This is a genomic window from Tianweitania populi, from assembly GCF_014652875.1.
GTDB classification, from domain to species: domain Bacteria; phylum Pseudomonadota; class Alphaproteobacteria; order Rhizobiales; family Rhizobiaceae; genus Tianweitania; species Tianweitania populi.
In genome coordinates this window covers 41,069-58,309 of sequence record NZ_BMZQ01000004.1, presented here as the reverse complement: position 1 = coordinate 58,309, position 17,241 = coordinate 41,069, and the positions used below count along the sequence as shown (strand labels likewise).

The 17,241-nt window shown below is 60.3% G+C and carries 13 protein-coding genes; 7 read left to right on the top strand and 6 right to left on the bottom strand.

The genetic code is table 11. The annotated features are described in order from the left end of the window. Positions 1–210 precede the first annotated feature (210 nt). The 4 genes from IE166_RS17815 to IE166_RS17800 all read left to right on the top strand — a co-directional run bounded on the left by IE166_RS17815 (position 211) and on the right by IE166_RS17800 (position 4,781). Positions 211–1,314, top strand: coding sequence for an NnrS family protein (locus tag IE166_RS17815; RefSeq protein WP_189506603.1), 1,104 nt, complete (start codon positions 211–213; stop codon positions 1,312–1,314). Positions 1,315–1,508: 194 nt separating this feature from the next. Beyond that, a complete protein-coding gene (gene wecB, locus IE166_RS17810; RefSeq protein ID WP_189506601.1) occupies positions 1,509–2,660 on the top strand; it encodes a non-hydrolyzing UDP-N-acetylglucosamine 2-epimerase in 1,152 nt (383 codons plus the stop codon). Further along, a complete protein-coding gene (wecC, locus tag IE166_RS17805) occupies positions 2,653–3,975 on the top strand; it encodes a UDP-N-acetyl-D-mannosamine dehydrogenase (RefSeq protein WP_189506599.1) in 1,323 nt (440 codons plus the stop codon). The genes wecB and wecC overlap by 8 nt, the downstream gene beginning before the upstream one ends. Beyond that, the gene (locus IE166_RS17800) at positions 3,972–4,781 is read left to right on the top strand and encodes a WecB/TagA/CpsF family glycosyltransferase (protein WP_244641567.1); all 810 of its coding nucleotides are present in this window, start codon (positions 3,972–3,974) and stop codon (positions 4,779–4,781) included. Before wecC ends, IE166_RS17800 begins: the two co-directional genes overlap by 4 nt. Before the next feature lies 1 nt (position 4,782). Here the strand turns inward: IE166_RS17800 and IE166_RS17795 are convergent, their stop codons facing one another. Both IE166_RS17795 and IE166_RS17790 read right to left on the bottom strand, forming a co-directional pair. Continuing rightward, a complete protein-coding gene (locus tag IE166_RS17795; RefSeq protein ID WP_189506597.1) occupies positions 4,783–6,234 on the bottom strand; it encodes a lipopolysaccharide biosynthesis protein in 1,452 nt (483 codons plus the stop codon). Between the two features lie 44 nt (positions 6,235–6,278). Continuing rightward, positions 6,279–7,526 (bottom strand): glycoside hydrolase family 5 protein, encoded by a 1,248-nt coding sequence (locus IE166_RS17790; RefSeq protein ID WP_189506595.1) that lies wholly within the window; start codon positions 7,524–7,526, stop codon positions 6,279–6,281. Between the two features lie 104 nt (positions 7,527–7,630). Between IE166_RS17790 and IE166_RS17785 the strand changes: the two genes are divergently transcribed. From IE166_RS17785 to IE166_RS17775, 3 genes are all read left to right on the top strand, one after another. Beyond that, positions 7,631–9,550, top strand: a complete 1,920-nt coding sequence (locus IE166_RS17785; RefSeq protein ID WP_189506594.1) for a heparinase II/III family protein — start codon at positions 7,631–7,633, stop codon at positions 9,548–9,550. A gap of 162 nt (positions 9,551–9,712) precedes the next feature. Then, positions 9,713–10,711, top strand: coding sequence for a sterol desaturase family protein (locus IE166_RS17780; RefSeq protein ID WP_189506872.1), 999 nt, complete (start codon positions 9,713–9,715; stop codon positions 10,709–10,711). Next, the gene (locus IE166_RS17775; protein ID WP_189506592.1) at positions 10,708–11,859 is read left to right on the top strand and encodes a GNAT family N-acetyltransferase; all 1,152 of its coding nucleotides are present in this window, start codon (positions 10,708–10,710) and stop codon (positions 11,857–11,859) included. The genes IE166_RS17780 and IE166_RS17775 overlap by 4 nt, the downstream gene beginning before the upstream one ends. Positions 11,860–11,866: 7 nt before the next feature. Here IE166_RS17775 and IE166_RS17770 read toward each other — a convergent pair whose 3' ends face one another. From IE166_RS17770 to IE166_RS17755, 4 genes are read right to left on the bottom strand one after another with little or no spacing between them, the layout of a single operon-like run. After that, positions 11,867–13,186: a phenylacetate--CoA ligase family protein gene (locus tag IE166_RS17770; protein WP_189506590.1), complete on the bottom strand. Its 1,320-nt coding sequence runs from the start codon at positions 13,184–13,186 to the stop codon at positions 11,867–11,869. Next, positions 13,183–14,331: a glycosyltransferase family 4 protein gene (locus IE166_RS17765; RefSeq protein WP_244641566.1), complete on the bottom strand. Its 1,149-nt coding sequence runs from the start codon at positions 14,329–14,331 to the stop codon at positions 13,183–13,185. Before IE166_RS17765 ends, IE166_RS17770 begins: the two co-directional genes overlap by 4 nt. A 57-nt stretch (positions 14,332–14,388) precedes the next feature. After that, the gene (locus IE166_RS17760) at positions 14,389–15,519 is read right to left on the bottom strand and encodes a glycosyltransferase (RefSeq protein WP_244641565.1); all 1,131 of its coding nucleotides are present in this window, start codon (positions 15,517–15,519) and stop codon (positions 14,389–14,391) included. Next, entirely contained in the window at positions 15,488–17,104 is a 1,617-nt protein-coding gene (locus IE166_RS17755) for a GumC family protein (protein WP_189506588.1), read from the bottom strand. Before IE166_RS17755 ends, IE166_RS17760 begins: the two co-directional genes overlap by 32 nt. Positions 17,105–17,241 lie beyond the last annotated feature (137 nt).

The window sequence follows — 17,241 nt, the reverse complement described above, 5'->3', positions numbered from 1 at the left end:
TCAGGAAAAGTCCTACCTGAGCGATCTCTGGTTATGTCGAGCGGCCTTACTTCAGCGCACTAAAATCCTGCTTCATCAGCTATGATGCGCCAGACGCATTCGGCGCTCGTCGGGCGTTCAGACCAGGGCGTCTTGCTGAGAGGCCAGTCGAACATGCGGCGGGAAGCCCAAGACGTGCACGTTGCAAGATCCGCCAAAAGCCGTTCGCTGTTGATCTTTCATCCAGCAGGCGTGTTCTTTGCGCTCGCCGCCTTCATGGCGGCCATGCTGCCGTGGGTCTGGCTTTTGCCACTGGACGATCCACAGCTGGCACATGTCCGGCTGGGCTTGTTCGGCTTTGGTGGTCTGGCCATTTCCGGCTACATCATGACTGCGCAAAAGGCCTGGACCGGCCGGCCGTTTCCGGTGTCGCCTCTTGTCCTTGGTGCGCTCGCCTTCGCATCGCGGCTTGTTTCGCTGTTGTTTCCGGCGGACGCGTGGCCGATGCTTCTCCTGGCGCTGCCGGTCGCCTTGTTCATCATGGTGCCTGTGTTGCGGGCAAAGAGGTGGGACAAGGTGCCGTTGGCCATGGTGCCGCTGTTGCTTGTCTGGGCAGAGGTGATGCTGCTTCAGCAACGGGATCTTGCAGGCGTTCTGCCTGTGGCGATTTCGGTTCTTATCTTCATCGTCGGGGGACGGGTCGTTCCTTCCTTCACCGCTGAAGCGCGGCGGCGGCTCGGCCTCGGAGATCTGCGCCGGCCATTGCTTTGGATGGCGGTCGTCCTGTTGATGATCGGCCTCCTTGACGGGGGAGCAATCGGAACGCTGGCGCTTGTTGCCGCAATGCTATGGGTGATGACTTGCAGCATCGACGGTTTTGGGCTCGGAAGGGCAAACCGGATGCTGTCTCTTGGCTATGCCGGCCTTCTTCCCGGCCTGCTTGCTGTCGTCGCTGCCAGGTTCGGCCTGGTGCCTCATTTGGTTCAGGTCCATGCCCTGACCATGGGGACGATGGGAGCGATGATCCTGGCGATCGCATCGCGCGTGACGATGCTTCGGTCGGAATACACAGAAATCCAACCCCGCCGCCGGCACTGGTATGCACTAGGGTTGATCTTCGGTTCTGCGGTTGCGCGTGCCTTTGCCGAAGTGAGTGAACAGGCGCCCTTATGCCTTCTCGTGGCTGGAACTCTATGGTCCGCAGCCTGGATCGTCTTTCTGTCCGCGCATGTGCAGGCATTGATGAAGCCCGCCCCGTTTCCCTTGCTCAGCGCAAAACGTCCGCGCCAGTTCGTCGGTGAGCACGTCGACGCCAACCCCGCACGCTTGCCGTGATGCAGCGTTTGCAGGCTGGCATCTTTCCGATGCAAGCATCGGATCGCAGTGGCAAAACAAAGGAAGACTCGTTGGGGAGGCATGCTCCCGAATGACGACCAGCCACGGCAACGACAAGCTCTTCTCGCTTATCTGTACTGCATTTACTCAGCCTTGTTCAACTTTTTGAAATACCAATTTGCTTTACTGTCGCAATGACAATCTTCGCCGACAGCAAGCCGCAAGCCAAACCCAAGTTCTTGATCGTCTTCGGCACCCGACCGGAAGCGCTGAAATGCTTTCCGATTGCGCGTGCGGCGATGAACCGGTCGGACTGTGTTGTTGAAACCTGCATCACCGCTCAGCACCGTGAGATGGTCGATCAGGTCATCGCCATGACCGGTTTGCCCGTCCACTACGATCTCAACGTCATGCAGCCGAACCAGACGCTGTTCGACGTCACCGCGCGTGTTCTCGAGGGGATGGCGGAGGTTCTTGATCGCGCCAAGCCAGATGTGGTCATCGTTCAGGGCGATACCACGACGGCCATGGCCGCCGCGCTTGCCGCCTTCTACAAGCGCGTGCCGGTTGCCCATGTCGAAGCGGGTTTGCGCAGCCATGACATCAACTCACCGTTTCCGGAGGAGTTGAACCGCAAGATCGCGGGTGACATCGCGACATGGCACTTTGCGCCGACTGCCCAGGCGCGTGCCAATCTTCTGGCGGAAGGCAAGTCCCCGGACACGATCTTCGTGACGGGCAATACGGTCATCGACACGCTGCTCCATTTCTCCGCAGAGATCGATGCCAATTCCGCCGTGCGGACAGAGCTGGCCGGGCAGTTTCCGTTTCTAGACCCCGCAAAACGGTTGATCCTGGCAACCGCGCATAGGCGCGAGAATTTCGATGGTGGCATCGAACGCATCTGCACGGCGATGAAGACGCTGGCTGCGCGACCGGATGTCCAGATTGTCCTGCCCGTGCATCCCAATCCCAATGTCCGATCGGTAGTGGCAGCGCAGTTGGACGCTGTCGCCAACATCCATCTCATCGAACCGCAGACCTATCTGCCGTTTCTATACCTGCAAAAGCAAAGCCACTTGGTTTTGACCGATAGCGGCGGCGTTCAGGAAGAAGCGCCATCACTCGGCAAGCCAGTCTTGGTTATGCGCGAAAACACCGAACGGCCGGAAGGTGTCGAGGCCGGCACCGCGCTTCTCGTGGGCGCCGACCCCGACAAGATCATTTCCCATGCCAACCGCCTGCTGGACGATCGCGATGCCTATGAAAGCATGGCGACACGGCACAACCCCTATGGCGACGGACAGGCCGCACAACGCATTGTCGAGGAATTACTTCATGGCTGACATCAAGACTGTTTCCGTTATCGGCATGGGCTATGTCGGCCTGCCGACTTGCGCCATCCTCGCGAGCCGCGGGCTTGATGTGACGGGCGTCGACGTCAACGAGGCCGTTGTCGAAAGGGTCAATCGCGGCGAGATCCATATCGTCGAACCCGACCTTGACGGTTTGATCCAGAAGGTCGTCGCCAATGGTAAGCTCAAGGCCAGCAGCAAGCCGCAACCGGCGGACGCGCATGTCATCGCCGTGCCAACGCCGATGACGCAGGACCACCGGCCCGACATCACTTACGTGCTTGCGGCAGGAAGAAGCATCGCGCCCGTGTTGAAGTCAGGCGATCTCATCGTGCTGGAATCGACCTCGCCGGTCGGTACGACGCGCGCCCTGACGGAGATGCTTGCCGAGTTGCGGCCGGATCTGAAGTTCCCGCTCGCCGGTGAAGAACAGTCGGAAATGCTTGTGGTTTATTCTCCCGAGCGTGTTCTTCCCGGCAAGGTGCTGACGGAGCTTTGTAACAATGACCGCTCGATCGGCGGGTTGTCGCGCCGTTCGGCTGCGCGGGCCGCAGCCCTTTACTCCACCTTCGTCACCGGCGACCTCTATTTGACGAGCGCGGAAAGCGCCGAACTCGTGAAGCTCACGGAAAACGCGTTCCGCGACGTGAATATCGCCTTCGCCAACGAGATCGCGGCTGTTTGCCAGGATCTGTCGCTCAATGTCTGGGAGGTCATCGAGCTCGCCAACAAGCATCCGCGCGTCAACATCCTGCAGCCGAGCCCCGGCGTCGGTGGACACTGCATCGCCATCGATCCGTATTTCATCATCGATGCCGCGCCCGACAGCACGCCGTTGATTGCAGCCGCGCGTCGGATCAACTCCGCCCGCCCGCATTCGGTGGTGGAGGACATCAAGGCCCTGCTTAATCCGGCAGCCAAGCAGACGATCGCCTGTCTCGGCTTGAGCTTCAAACCCAATATCGACGACATGCGCGAAAGCCCGGCGGTAGAAGTCGTCGAACTTTTGGCGCAGCTTCCAAACGTCAAAATCGTCGCTGCGGAGCCAAACACGAATGCTCTTCCGGCTCCTTTGCAGAACAAGGGCATCGTGTTCACGGATGCGCTTTCAGCCATCGATCAGGCCGACATCGTGGTTCTTCTCGTCGACCATCGGCAGTTCAACTTCATCGATCCCGAAGAGCTGAAAAACAAGAAGCTGGTCGATACGCGCGGGCTTTGGACATGGCGGAAGGCGCGCAAGCCAGACGCGCGCATTGAACGCCGGGCGCCTGAAGATCGCCGGTCCGTCGGGGTTGCAGCGTGAGCGAAACGGCCCGATCGGGTTGGTCCGAGCATAGCCTGCTGGCATCGCGCCGGGGCGAATTCCTGGCCTCGCCGATCCATGCTTTGACCATGGCGGAGACCATGGATCTGGCCGAAGAAGCCATGCGGCTGAAGCGGCCGCTGCATCATGTCGTGGTCAATGTCGCCAAGCTCGTGAACATGCGCAAGAATGCCGAACTGCACGAGGATGTTTCGACGGCCGATGTGGTGAATGTCGACGGCAAGGGCGTGTTGTGGGGTGCGCGGCTGTGCGGCGTGGCTTTGCCGGAGCGTGTCAGCGGCGTCGATATCATGACGAACCTGTTCATCCTGTGCGAACAGCGCGGCTACAAACCCTTCCTCCTCGGCGCTGAACAGGACGTCCTGGATAGCGTCGTTGAACGCCTTGCACGCAACCATCCGAAACTGGTGATCGCCGGCGCACGTAACGGCTACTTCAAGCCTGAAGACGAGGCCGAGGTGGTCGCGGAGATCAATGCATCGGGAGCCGACTGCCTGCTGGTCGCGATGCCGACCCCGCGCAAGGAGCGCTTCACGAAGCGCCATCGTGCCGAGCTTCTGCCAAGCCTCATCATGGGCGTGGGCGGCAGCTTCGATGTTTATGGCGGCAAGGTCGCCCGGGCACCGAAGTTCATCCAGGCGATCGGGCTTGAATGGCTGTTCCGCGTGGCCCAGGAGCCGAAGCGCCTGTGGCGCCGCTATTACGAGACCAACACCGCCTATGCCGTTCTTCTCTCCCGCGAAGTGTGGACCAGCCGTCGCCGGCGCCGCAATATCAGCGCCTAGATCAACCGCGATTGCGAAGCTTACGGTAGCGCTGCACCGCCGCGTCGCCAAACTGCCGCGCGGCTTGCGGATAGATCATCCACGACAGGATCAGGAACACAGCCAACCCGGCAGAACCGCCTGCGACCAGCACGATCAGGGCTGGCAGGGCTTCGAGCAGGAAGGCGGTCAGCGCTGCGCTCAAGCCTGTGCCGAGTGCAATTGCTAGGGAGCACCCGATGCTGCGCCATGCCACCGGCACATGGGTCAGCCGCTCGCTCAGGAAAGCACAGGCGCCAAGTGCCGCGATCGAACCTCCGGCCAGCGCAAGGGCTGCGCCAAGCTCGGCCCAGCGGGGAATGAGAAGCATCGACAATCCGATCGTCGCCGCCGATCCAACAAGGGTGCCGACAATCAACAGCGCCGGCCGCTTATGCGCGTGGATGACCGTGCCGTAAACGAAGCTTGTCAGGTTGGCGCAAAGCACGCTGAAGGCGATCACGGGGAAAAGCAGCCCGACGCGCCCATGGTAACTTGCGGGCAGCATGAGTTCGGTGATGGGGCCGTTCAGCGCCACCAACAAGGCCGCGACCGGCAAGCAAAGCTGCAACATCAGCGCCATCAGCTGCGTCAGCAAGGCGGCCGATCCGGCGGGCCCTTCCTCGTCGAAACGGTTCATCACCTGCGGAAAAGCGCCGACATTGATGGCGTTGCCCACCATGTCGATCGGCTGGCGCGCCAGAACATAGGCAGCGGCAAAAAGCGCGACCGCACCGGCATCATGATAGGCGTTGAGGAAAAGGCGTTCGGCGCTGTTGAGCCCGAACCCGACCAGCGCCATCACGACCAGAGGCAGACCCAAACTCACCAGTTCGCGCCCGGTGAATTTTGCCGGCCCAACCACCACCCGCCGCGCAGCGACAATGCCGGCGATGAGCCCCGCAATCAGCATGCCCGCACTCGATCCCAGCGAAACAACCAGAAAGGAGTTCGGCAAAAGGAGAATGGCGAGGATCGGAAGCGCCAGCTGCAGGATGGCGCGCAAGCATTCCAGCAGCGAATAGGCGGAATGGCGCTGCTGCATCTGCAGCACCGTCAACGCCAGGCGCGCAATCGATCCGGCAATGAGATAGGCGCAAACCGCCAGCGCAAATTCCGGCCAGCGCTCCGGCACGACGATCACCGAGCCCGCCACCGCAATGACCAGCGCCAGCGCCGTGCTGCCCAGCAGAACCTTCCCCGCCAGCGCCAGCGAGCCGCGGCTGACATCCACCGTGCCGCCCAGCCGCAGAAGCGCAATGCGCAGCCAGTTGGTAACCGCCAGATCGGTCATCTCGCCGACCGTCACTACCAGCGTCAACAGGCCGTATTCATCCTGATCGATGAGGCGCGTGACGACGACGAGCAGAAGCAGCGCTGAGATGCGCGTCAGCAGAATGGCCGGGCCATAGATGAGGGTTGAGCGCAGCAGCAAGCGGAAGATGCCTCAAAGCTGGCCGAAAGCGCGAAGGCGGCCAATCATTGCCGCATCAGGCCCAGCGCTCCGAGCATATTCATGTCAGGCACCGCGTTTTCCTTCGGCACGATCACCGACATTCCGTAAGTATTCGCATATTCCCAGATCGACCACGGAATGCCGGCTTTTTCCGCCGAGCGCCTGACCGCAGTGAGATAGCGGATGCGGTCCGCATCATCGGCTCCCATACGCCCGTCGGCTGTCATGAGGATGGCGCCGAATTCGCCCATGAACAGGCGCTCGGACGGGATGGCGTTTGTTTTGGCCCAGCCAAGTGCCTGCTCGAACCTAGCGTCGAGCTGTTTCTCACCCCAATTCTCCGCGAAGTATTTGGCGATCAGGGGATCGGCTTCCGCCAGGTTGGCGCGCTTCTCCGCCCTGCTCAAACCGGCTGCGTCTATGCGGGCTTCCAGCGCCTTGCGCACGGCCTCCGGCGTGCTGGTCGATGCCGGCCAAGGCATGCCGGACGCAAATCCACCCTTTGTTTCCGAGCGCTGATGCGTGAAGTCGTGCGGCTCATACATGTGGAAGCTGTAATAGATGTTGGGATCGTCGAAGCCGGGCTTCAGGTTGAGCAAGCCTTTGACACCGCCGCCGCAAGCGCCTGTGGCGATGATGGTCAGATCCCCACTCACGGAGCGGATGTCGGCGACCGTTGCTTCCATGATCCGCTGCCAATCGTCTGTGCCGCTGGCATCGCAAGGGTAGTAAGCAGGCTCGTTATAGGGCTCGATCGCAACCTTGTCGGTGCCGACCTTCACCAGCATTCCCGCCACCTCTTTGACCATGGCGCGATAGCGCGCCACGCCCTCGCTGTCGGCGCCGTCATAGATCAGCTTCATGCTGGTGGCCGGAACCTGGTTGACGCCGTGCAGGTCGAACACGACACGCAAGCCGCTGGCCGTAATGCGCTTCACTGCCTTTGAAAGGATCGCGAGCGCTTCCTTTCGCTTGGTCCCCTCGCTCGACACCAGCGGGCCGGGATCGACGCTTAGCCGCACGAAGTCGAAGCCCATCGAGCGGATGCGCTGGAACTCGTTCTCCCCTTTGGAAACGGTGCCTTTCCGGAAGCTGTCCAGCCACTCTTGTTCAGCGCGATAGGGTGGCCAGATATAGGTGCCATCTTCATTGACCGGCGACCAGTTGAGCCATTCATGCACGCCAACGCCGCGATGAAGCTCAAGCACCTTCGCCTGCGCTGTTGCCGTAAGAAAGCTGAAAGCCAAAGCAATGGCTGCAATCACTCTCATCTGCCGTCCCCACCTCAAGAGAAACGGACGTTAACCCGGCAAGTGTAAAGAAGAAGCTTGTTTATCGCCTATTCGTTCTCTCCATCGAAGCGGTCTCGTCACAGATGAAACTCGGCTGGTATCTGAAACGACTGCGCAACATGGAGCCCGCCGAAGTGCTTCACCGACTGAAGGAACATCAGCGCAAGATCGTCTCACGCCGTCGCGACGATGGCTGGCATCGCTATCCCACAGCGCCGCTTCATCCGGTCTTCTTAAGCTTGCGCGACGCGCTGCTTGCAGCCTCTTCCGAACAAAGGCAGGGAATTGCAAATGCCGCAGAGCAAACGCTTCAAGGCCGCTATTCGGCCTTGGGACGCGACTGGCCAAAGCGCGATACGGAACGTCTCTTCCCCGCAGACTTCTGGCGTCTGGATCCGGTGACGGACAAGCTCTGGGCGGGCGCCGAGACACATACATTTGCGGTCGATTACCGTCAGGCCGGCACTTTCGGGGACATCAAATATGTCTGGGAAGCCAACCGTTTGCAGGTTCTGCCGGTTCAGGCCGCGCACCTCGTATTGTCGGGCGATGCAAGAGCGCGCCGAGCCATCCAGACAGCAGTGGAAAGCTGGCATGCGGCCAACCCGCCGTTTCGAGGTGTCGCCTGGGCGTCCGGCATCGAGGTAGCCCTGCGCGCTATCAGTCTGATCATAACGCTCGATCTGGTTGGCGACGAACTTGACGGAGAAACGCTCAAGCAGATCGGCGCAATCCTGGTGGCAAGTGCGTATTGGCTGCAACGCTTCCCGTCCCGCTTTTCGTCAGCCAACAATCATCTCGTCGCCGAATTGGCCGGAGAGTTCCTGATCGGGCTTTCGCTGGGCAGAAAGGTCGATCACCTCCGCCATGCGCTGATTGCGGAAACAACGAAGCAGATCTTGCCGGATGGGCTGGCCGCCGAGCAAAGCCCGACCTATGGTGCCTTCACGGCCGAACTGATCCTGCTTTGCGCGGCAGCGTCGCAGGCGGCGGGAACGCCGTTTCCGGCGAGCGCGACGCAGCGGCTCGCAGCATTCGCCGATGCGGCCGCTTGGCTGCCACGTGGAGTATCCTATGGTGACGACGACGAGGGTAGGGCTCTCACATTGGGAGGTGAGGAGGACTACGTGCCCTCTGTGGCGTCGGCGATCCACGGCTTCCTTCAACAACCGGGCCTCACCACTTCGCCACAGGATTTCCGCGCGATCATCTTCGGACGACCCAGCCACGCCATGCCCCAGCCGACCGGGTTGAAAACCTTCTATCAAGGCGGCTTGTCGATCTGGCGCGGCGACATCAACGGCCGACTGGTGGAACTGACCTTCGATCATGGACCGCTCGGCTATCTTTCGATTGCCGCGCATGGTCATGCCGATGGCTTGGCGATCACCTTATTCGTGGATGGCGAGCCCGTTCTGGTTGATCCCGGAACCTATCTTTATGGGTCAGGTGGCGAATGGCGCGACTGGTTCCGTTCGACGCCCGCCCACAACACGCTCAACATCGAGAAAACAAGCCAAAGCGTCATGTCGGGCAAGTTCAACTGGTCGCACAAGGCTGCGGCAAACCTGACGGATGCCCGGCCGGAACCGGACTGGAGCCTTTGCGCCCATCATGATGGCTACAAAAACCGCTTCGGCGCTGTGCACCAGAGAAGGGTGGAGCGTTGCGCTGAGGGCATCCAGGTGCGCGATCGCTTGCTTGGCACGGCGTGTAATGCGGAGATCGTTTTCCAGCTTGCCGAGGGGCTCACCACGCATCAGACCGGAAATCGCATGACCGTTTTTCGCGCCGGCGAACCGATCGTGTCGCTTGATCTTCCAGACGGCGCGATTGAAAGTCGGGCAGGCGGGGACCATCCGGGTGAGGGCGGTTGGGTCTCGCAGCGCTTCGGCGAGCGCCAACCCGCAGACAGGATCGCCTGGCGCGGCAAGGTGGATGATGCAGGCGTGGTGTCGCTGATCAAGATCGTCGCGCCAGACAACGGCGTTAACGAGGCTTGACGCATTCGATGTTAATTATAGCAGCACGTTTATCCGTTTTGAGAAGGCCGGTGTGCTAGAACCGGACAGTAACTCCACCGATTTCAAACAACAGCCTTCAGGATAGCCGCTCGACGCTTCGTGATCTTGGCTCGGATCAAGCGTTAATCTCTCGGGATGCCCATGTTCACTGAACTCAGCACAAAGATTACGCATAAGCTCGCCAACATCGACTATGTCACGCCAGGCTTGATCCTTGTCACTGCCCTGATCTGCGCGCTGGTGGCTTACTGGCGTACCGTCGAAAAGAAGTCGGTGCGCGACTTTTTCGATTTCGCTTTTCCTACCGAGATCATTCTCCACCGCTCGGCAAAGGCGGACGCGCTCTTCTTCGTCACCAAGAAGCTGATCATGCCATTCCTGCTGATCCCGGCTGGTGCGACCTTCGTGACCGCCGTGGGTTACGCGACCAACCAGAGCATCAGCTGGATTTTTGGCCTGGACCGTCCGCTGATGACAGGCCCCGCAGGCCCCATCACGATCCTGATCTTCACCGTGACCATGCTTCTGGCCTACGATCTGTCCTATTACCTCTATCATGCCGCGCAGCATCGTTTCCCGTTCCTTTGGGAGCTGCACAAGGTGCACCACTCGGCCGAGGTCATGGTCGGCATCACCAAGGATCGCGTTCATCCGCTCGACGATCTGATGAACCGGATATGGGATGGGGTCATTCCCGGCATCTGCTTCGGCATATGGAGCGTCATTGCGCTCAACCCCGTCGAGGTCGCCGTGTTCGGCATCAACGTCTATGTCGTGCGCAATATCTTGATGATGGACTTCGTGCGCCACACGCATTTGAAGATCTCCTTCGGTCCGCTGAACAACATCATCCTGTGCCCGCATTGGCATCAGGTGCATCACAGCGTCGATCCGCGCCATTACGACAAGAACTTCGGCCTGCTGTTTTCCTTCTGGGACCGCCTGTTCGGCACGCAGTTCGTGCCCGAACCCAACCTGGATCTGAAATTCGGCCTGATGGATCGCGATGCAGCCGATTATCAGACCTTGCGCGGGCTCTGGATCCTGCCGCTGCAAAAGATGTGGGGGCACGCCGCACGTCGCGTAAGGCGCCGTCGTCGTGCCGCAAGCACGCTGACGCGGGACCGGTCGGCAACATGAATAAGCATGTTGCCCCTATGGTAGCCACGGAAGCGGAGCGCCTCGAGATCGTCAGTTCATCGGAGCGTCTGGCCGAGCTGGAACACCAATGGACACAGCTGTGGCAGGCCGGTGATGCCCTGATCTTCCAAAGCCATGGCTGGATTTCGGCGTGGTGGACGACGCTGAAAAACCAGAACCAGGTTGCACTGCGCGTTGGTCTGGTGTGGAACGGCGACAGGCTGGTTGCGGTCGTGCCGCTGGCGATCACGCGCCGCAAGGGACTTCGGTTTCTGGAATGGGCGGCTGCTGCCTATACCGACTATGGCGACATTCTTCGTGCGCCTGACTGTACGGATGCCGCGCTAGCAAGGGTCTGGACGCAGATCCGGCAAGCCGGCGGCTATGATCTCGTCTTCATCAATCGCCTGCTGCCGGACGCAGCCGCCTGGCGCCTGTTTGATCCCGAGACGAAAGGTGGGGCGAAGCTTCGTCCCAACCACCGGGAAGAAATCAGCTCGCGCATGGCGGGCGACTGGAACAGCGGAGCGGCGTGGTTTGCCAGCCATCCCAAGAAGGTCAGGCACAATCATCGCCGCAGCATCCGCATCCTTGAAGAAGCGGGGACCGTTCAGTTTCGATTGCTCGGGCCTGACGAGCCTCTTGGGCCTGTGCTCCAAAAACTGGCTTTGTTGAAGCGCAGGTGGATGGAACGAACTGGCCGCAACGTTTCCGAGCTGTTTGATGAAAGCGCCGAGGCCTTGCCCGCTCTGGTCGAAGTTTTGGCGCGCGCCGGCATCCTGCGCTTGTTCGTGATCGAGGTGAACGGCGCGGTCGCCGCCATATCGGTCAACTTCGTGCAGCGCGACACGATGATGGCCTGGGTCACCACCTATGATCCCGATTATGCGCGGGCATCACCCGGAATGGTGCTGATCTTCGAATATGTGCAGTGGTCGTTCGACCACGGCCTGAAGATGGTCGATCTGTTGTGCGGCGGCGAAGCGTTCAAGGACAGGCTGGCAACGCATACCGTAGCCCTGCAATCCCTGATGGGCACCGGCTCAGCCAAGGGTTCGCTGGCGATGCTCGCGGATAATCTGCGCCGCAAGTTCCGGCAGAAAACCGAGAAGGTGGAAGCCGAGCCGGCTGAGGGGACTTCAGCCTAAGCAACCATCAATCCACCAGCCGCATCACCAGCGGCGTCTTCCCACTCTTCGTGCGTGTCACCGCATCGACCGTCTTGATCTCGATATCCACGCTGGACGGGATCTTCTGACGCGCATTGGCAAGGATGATTTTCCGGCTTTCTTCGCCGAAGCTTGGCAGCGGAACGACCTGGATTTCCACCCGCGCCGCCTCCGTCTGGATGATCTGCATCTGCGCAATATCCGGCACGCCACGCGGAATATGGTTCATGCCGATCAAACGGCTGCCTTCCGGAGACAGAACATATTCCGACTGCCGGCCTTCAACGCCTAGAAATGGCAATATGCCTAGTGTGACTGCCTCGATTTCCTCCACGCTCATTCCACCTGGTAGCCGCGCCAGATCGCCGGTCCGAAACCGAACCAGAGGCTGCGCTGCGTTCCAGTAGGATGTGCCGATGATCTCGTAGAGCCCGGACGCGTCGCTATCCTCGACCGGCAACAACTCGACCCTGCCATAGGCCGGCAAGAAATAGTGCTCATTGCCGGCGACCGAGTACGAAGCGCTGACCCGTTCGGACTGACCATAAAAATCGAGAACGGGTACGTTGAGTTTTTCGGTCGCTTCGCGAGAGACGTCGGCGCTCAAAACTTCCGACGACGAAAGAACAAGCTTCAGGCTTTTGATCGGATGATCCTTCAAGCCGTCATCCCCCAAACGCACGAACGCCTCTAGAGAAGACGGGTAAACCCAGAGCAAATCCGGCTGAAATTTCCGGAAAGCGGCGATAAAAGCGGAAATTGTGGAGCCATTCAGGTGAAAACTCGACGCCACAAGCCGAAAATTTCCGGTTTTTTCCTGCCAAAATGGCGGCTTCGTATCGCCGGGATCCTTGAAAGCATCCCCCCGCAGAACGGCGACCCGAGCAGTTTTCAGATCGAGACCGGAGAACCGGTGCACCAGATGATCCAGGATCGCTTGTTCGAAAACCACCGAAGAAAGCGAGCGGCGAAGCTTGATCGGGATGCCGGTGGTGCCCCCGGTCGAGGCGGCATGCGCCGGCAGCAGCGTGCGAACCGAGCAAAGATCAGGGTCCTGCCGAAGCATTTCCTTCTCCAGGATCGGCCAATCGCTAAAGGAACCCGGCGACTCCAACATCTTTCCGTGCCGCGTTTTCCGTGCTTTCGCGAGGGTTCTGAGCGTTAATGCATCGCGTAAAGCCCTTCGCTCATCGAGCGACATTGTTTCAGAACGCTGTGCAAGATGTTGGAATCTCTGGTAAATGCCAGGCGTTCGGCGAACCAAGTTTTCCGCAATCGAGTTCTTCAAATAAGCGGCGGCGTTCACTGCGGTCCCCTCCGGTCTTCCCGCGCGGTCTCGCCGAGATGCTCTGCAACAGCATCATGCCAAACGGAAACGATCCGGTCGGCATAGGGCGATATGCTCAGATGCTCGCGTTGGAAGCGTTGCCCAGCAGCAGCAAGCCGTTGTCGCAACGCCGTATCGCGCACCAGAAGCGCCAGGGCGTCGGCCAAAGCGGCAACATCCCCCGGCGGAACCAGCAGACCCGTTTCGCCATCTTCGATGATGTCCTCCACCGCTCCTACCGGCGTCGTCACCACTGCAAGCCCAGCAGCCATGGCTTCGATCACCGACATCGCCAAGTTTTCGGCATGAGAGGGGAGGGTCAGAATATCGCCCGTCGCTAGAAGCCTTGCCGCATCTTGGGCACCCAGCCATCCGGGAACTGCGATCCGGTCTTGAAGGCCGAGCTCGGCGACTTCGGCCCGCAAGGCTTCGACGCTGCCATCGCCTGCAATAGTCGCATGCCAGCCTGGCATTTCGCGTAGATTGGTCAGGGCGCGAACGAGTTCGGGAACGCCCTTGCGCTCTTCGATCCGTCCCATGAACAGGATGTGGACGGTTGTAGCGCCAGCATCCGGTCGTGTTTCAGCCTCCGCGACGGCATTGGGCACGATAACGATCCGCGCTGCTGCCTCGGGCACCATCTGCGCCACGAAGGCGCGCCAGGGCGTGCCAAGCACGATGATGCGGCTTGCATGCGCAAACATCCCGTGGATACGGCGGCTTACCGTCGGGCGGCTGTTTGCCCAGAACTCGCGATATTCCGCACCGTGGAGGTGGATGACGTAGGGGATCCGCAGGATGCGTGCACAGGCTGCCAGAACGATCTTGCGATAGGTGCTGCCGCGGCTTGCGAGATTGATGTGCACCAGATCGACGTCGCCGCGAACACGCGCCCCAGCCATCTGCAGGCAAAAGCGCGTAAGATGAAGCCACGAAAGCGCGAGCGATCCGTTGCCGCGCGTGGGTAGGAAGCGCGCAATGACTTCAACTGAGCGCCGCTCCAATTCAGACTGGAGTGCAGCCATCATGCGGTCAATTCCGCCGCGGCCGGTCGTCCCCGCCGGTGTCGCAACAAGAACCTTCAGGGGTCGATCAGCAGCAGCGTTGCGCAAGGGTTTGTCCACCAGACAAAGGTCGCTTAGTCATATGTCGTTGCGGGCACCGGAGCGTTCGCTTTACGGTCAAAGCAGGGCCTCATACTGATCGCCAATCCGCTTAACGTCGAAGTCGGCTGCCCTGTTTTTCAGGATCTCAATGGGCGTAGGCTGATCGAGCATCTCACCCATAGCGCGGGCTAAAGCCGCCGCATCACTAACCGGAACAAGCGTTCCGCAGCGCCCATCCTGAAGGATCTCGGCCGGACCATAGGGCGCTTCGGTGGATACAACCGGAACCCCCGCATTCATGGCCTCCACCAGCACATTGCCGAAGCCCTCGCTGATAGACGACAGGGTAAAAAGATCAGCCACTGCGTAGCAGGCGGCGGGATTGTTCACATATCCGGCAAACAGCACTTGGCTGTCGATGCCAAGTTCGTGCGCAAGGGAACGCAAGGCACCTTCGAGCGGACCTTCTCCAAAGATCACCAGCCGCGCAGGCCGTTGTTCGCGCAGGAGCGCGAAGGCGCGAAGCAGCGTTCGGTGATCTTTGACCTCGACCAAGCGCCCGGCCGTGACGATCACCGCACCGTCTCCCATCGCGGCCAGATCGTTCTGCCAGGGATAGACTTCGGTTTGGGGATCCGCGCCAGCAGGCACCGGATTGTGGATCACGGTAATCTTGCTCGGCGGAAACCCACGTGCCTTCAGCTCTCGACCAATGCCGGTCGAAACAACGATGGCTTTGGTCGCTTGGGCGGAAACCAGCGCAGAAAGCCTGACGGCCAATCGCGCGCCTAGCCTGCCTGTCACGAGCGAAGTGGCGGCGTGAAAGGTCGGGAAAAAGCGGGCACGGCTCGTCGCCATCAGAAGTGCGAGCGCCGCAACCAGGTTCATGAATTCCGGTGCGCTGAACACCGCGTCGGGTTGCAGCTTTCGTAAGGCCTGCGCACTGCGCCTGACGGTTTTCAGCGTCTTCACGATGCTGAAGCCTTCGCCTTGGACGGGGAGGGCGAAATCCACCAGCGTCACCGCGCTCGACAGCAGCGCTGCGTTTGGACCGGCGGCATTCCATGTCAGCAGGGTCACGTCATGCCCCCGCGAAGCGAGTTCGTTTGCCATCAACACGAAGACGCGTTCGGCTCCGCCGCCGCGAAGGCTCGGTGTATGAAAGACGATCCGCTTAGACACCGTAAGCAGGGCTGCGATAATCATCCGGCTCGTCGCGCAGGTCTCGACGGATACCCGTGATGAGGGCCAGGAGAAGGCCGAGAGCAAAGCCCGCGACTGCGCCACCGACTGCCAGCACAATCGTTCTCGGAGGCCAGGACCGCCCATTCGGTGGAACAGCGGTCGAGATCACCTGCACATTGGTCGTATCGATCTGCTGGCGCTCAGTGATCTGGCGTGCGCGCGACAGGAAGCTTTCGTAGATCGCCGTCTTGGACGTCGCGTCCCGCTCAAGTTCGCGGAGGGCAACTTCCGACTCGCGATCGGCAAAGACGTTGCCCTGAAGATCGTTCATGCGTGCAACCAGCGAGTCCATGGTGTTCTTGGTCGCGTCACGGCTGCCTTTGGCCACTTCGACCGTGTGCAGATACTCGGTTTTCACCTGAGCGTTGACTGTATCAAGCGCGACCCGCAATTTCAGGATGGACGGGTGGCGGGGACCGAGTTGCGCGGATTGAGACTCAAGTTCCTGTCGGATCCGGTTGGCTTCGTTGCGCAAAGCGACCAGTGTTTCTGAAACGGAAGGGCTGGCATTCGTGCCGTTTGCGCCGCCCGCAATCAGCGCGTCGTAATCTGCTTGCGCCGCGCTAGCCCTGGCCTGAGCCTGCACGATCTGGGTGTTGAGCTGGGTCATGGTCTGCGAGCTTACGAGTTGGCCGTAGCTCGACGACAGATTTTGATCGCGGCGGTAGTCTTCGATCTTCTTTTCCGCCGCCTGCACGTCAGCTCTTAACTGCCCAAGGCGGCTATCGAGTGCGGTTGCAGCGCGGCTTGCGCCATTGCTCTCAGCTTCGGCTAGCTCATCCTGGAAGGTCTTGACGATCGCCTGCGAGATCTCGATCGCCTTGTCGGGTGTCTGGGCGGTCACCAGCAGCGTCGTTACGAACGACCCTTCATCAGCCTGAACCTTGATGGCCTCCTGCAAGCGCCTCAGGGCCGTCAGCTTGGGATCGGACGCGCCATCGCCGAACTCTGGTTCGCTGGCGAGGTTCAGATCGTCCACGACACGTGCAAGGACATTTCTGGATGTCAGAACTCGCTGCTTGCTGCGGATGTTGAGGAGCTGATTGTCGATCTGGCCGGACTGAACATAAAGGTCGTCATTGACGACCTGCAGATTGGTCGGGTTCAGCAGGATGTCGGTTGCAACTGTATAGCGCTTCTTTGCCAGAAGCCCGTAACCGCCACCGGCGAGAGCACCGATGACAGCCAGGATGCAGGCCAAAAGAAAGCCGGCGCGCAGCCAGGTGAACAAGCGGCGGAAGTCAAGTTCGAGGAACTCGCCCACTTTGGCAACGGTGACAGGCGAGGGGCGATCCGTGCGGTGGTCTGACGGGGATGTCGTAATTGGCGCTTCAGACCGTAGCGGGTCAGCGGTGGTCGCGGTCTGCTCGACCCTGGTTGCCTGCTGCGTGGATCGATCATCCGTAAGGTCCCGATCGGCCAGGCTTTTTGCAGTCAGCAGAAGCGAACCACCGGCCGGGCGCCGGCGGGCTCTATGGTCAAGCGCATCGATGTTGAAGTCCTCCGAAGACAAAGGGGAGGCCTTTCGCCCGAGAATTTGGCTCATGATGGATCGCCGGATGCTGTGAGCTCAGCTGTAAATCGGGTTTGTTAAGATACGATTATCCACGCCGCTTTATTGTGGCATCACGATCTTTGACTTGGGAGCAAGGGCGAATGCCAAGATCGTTGCTTCCATCGAGC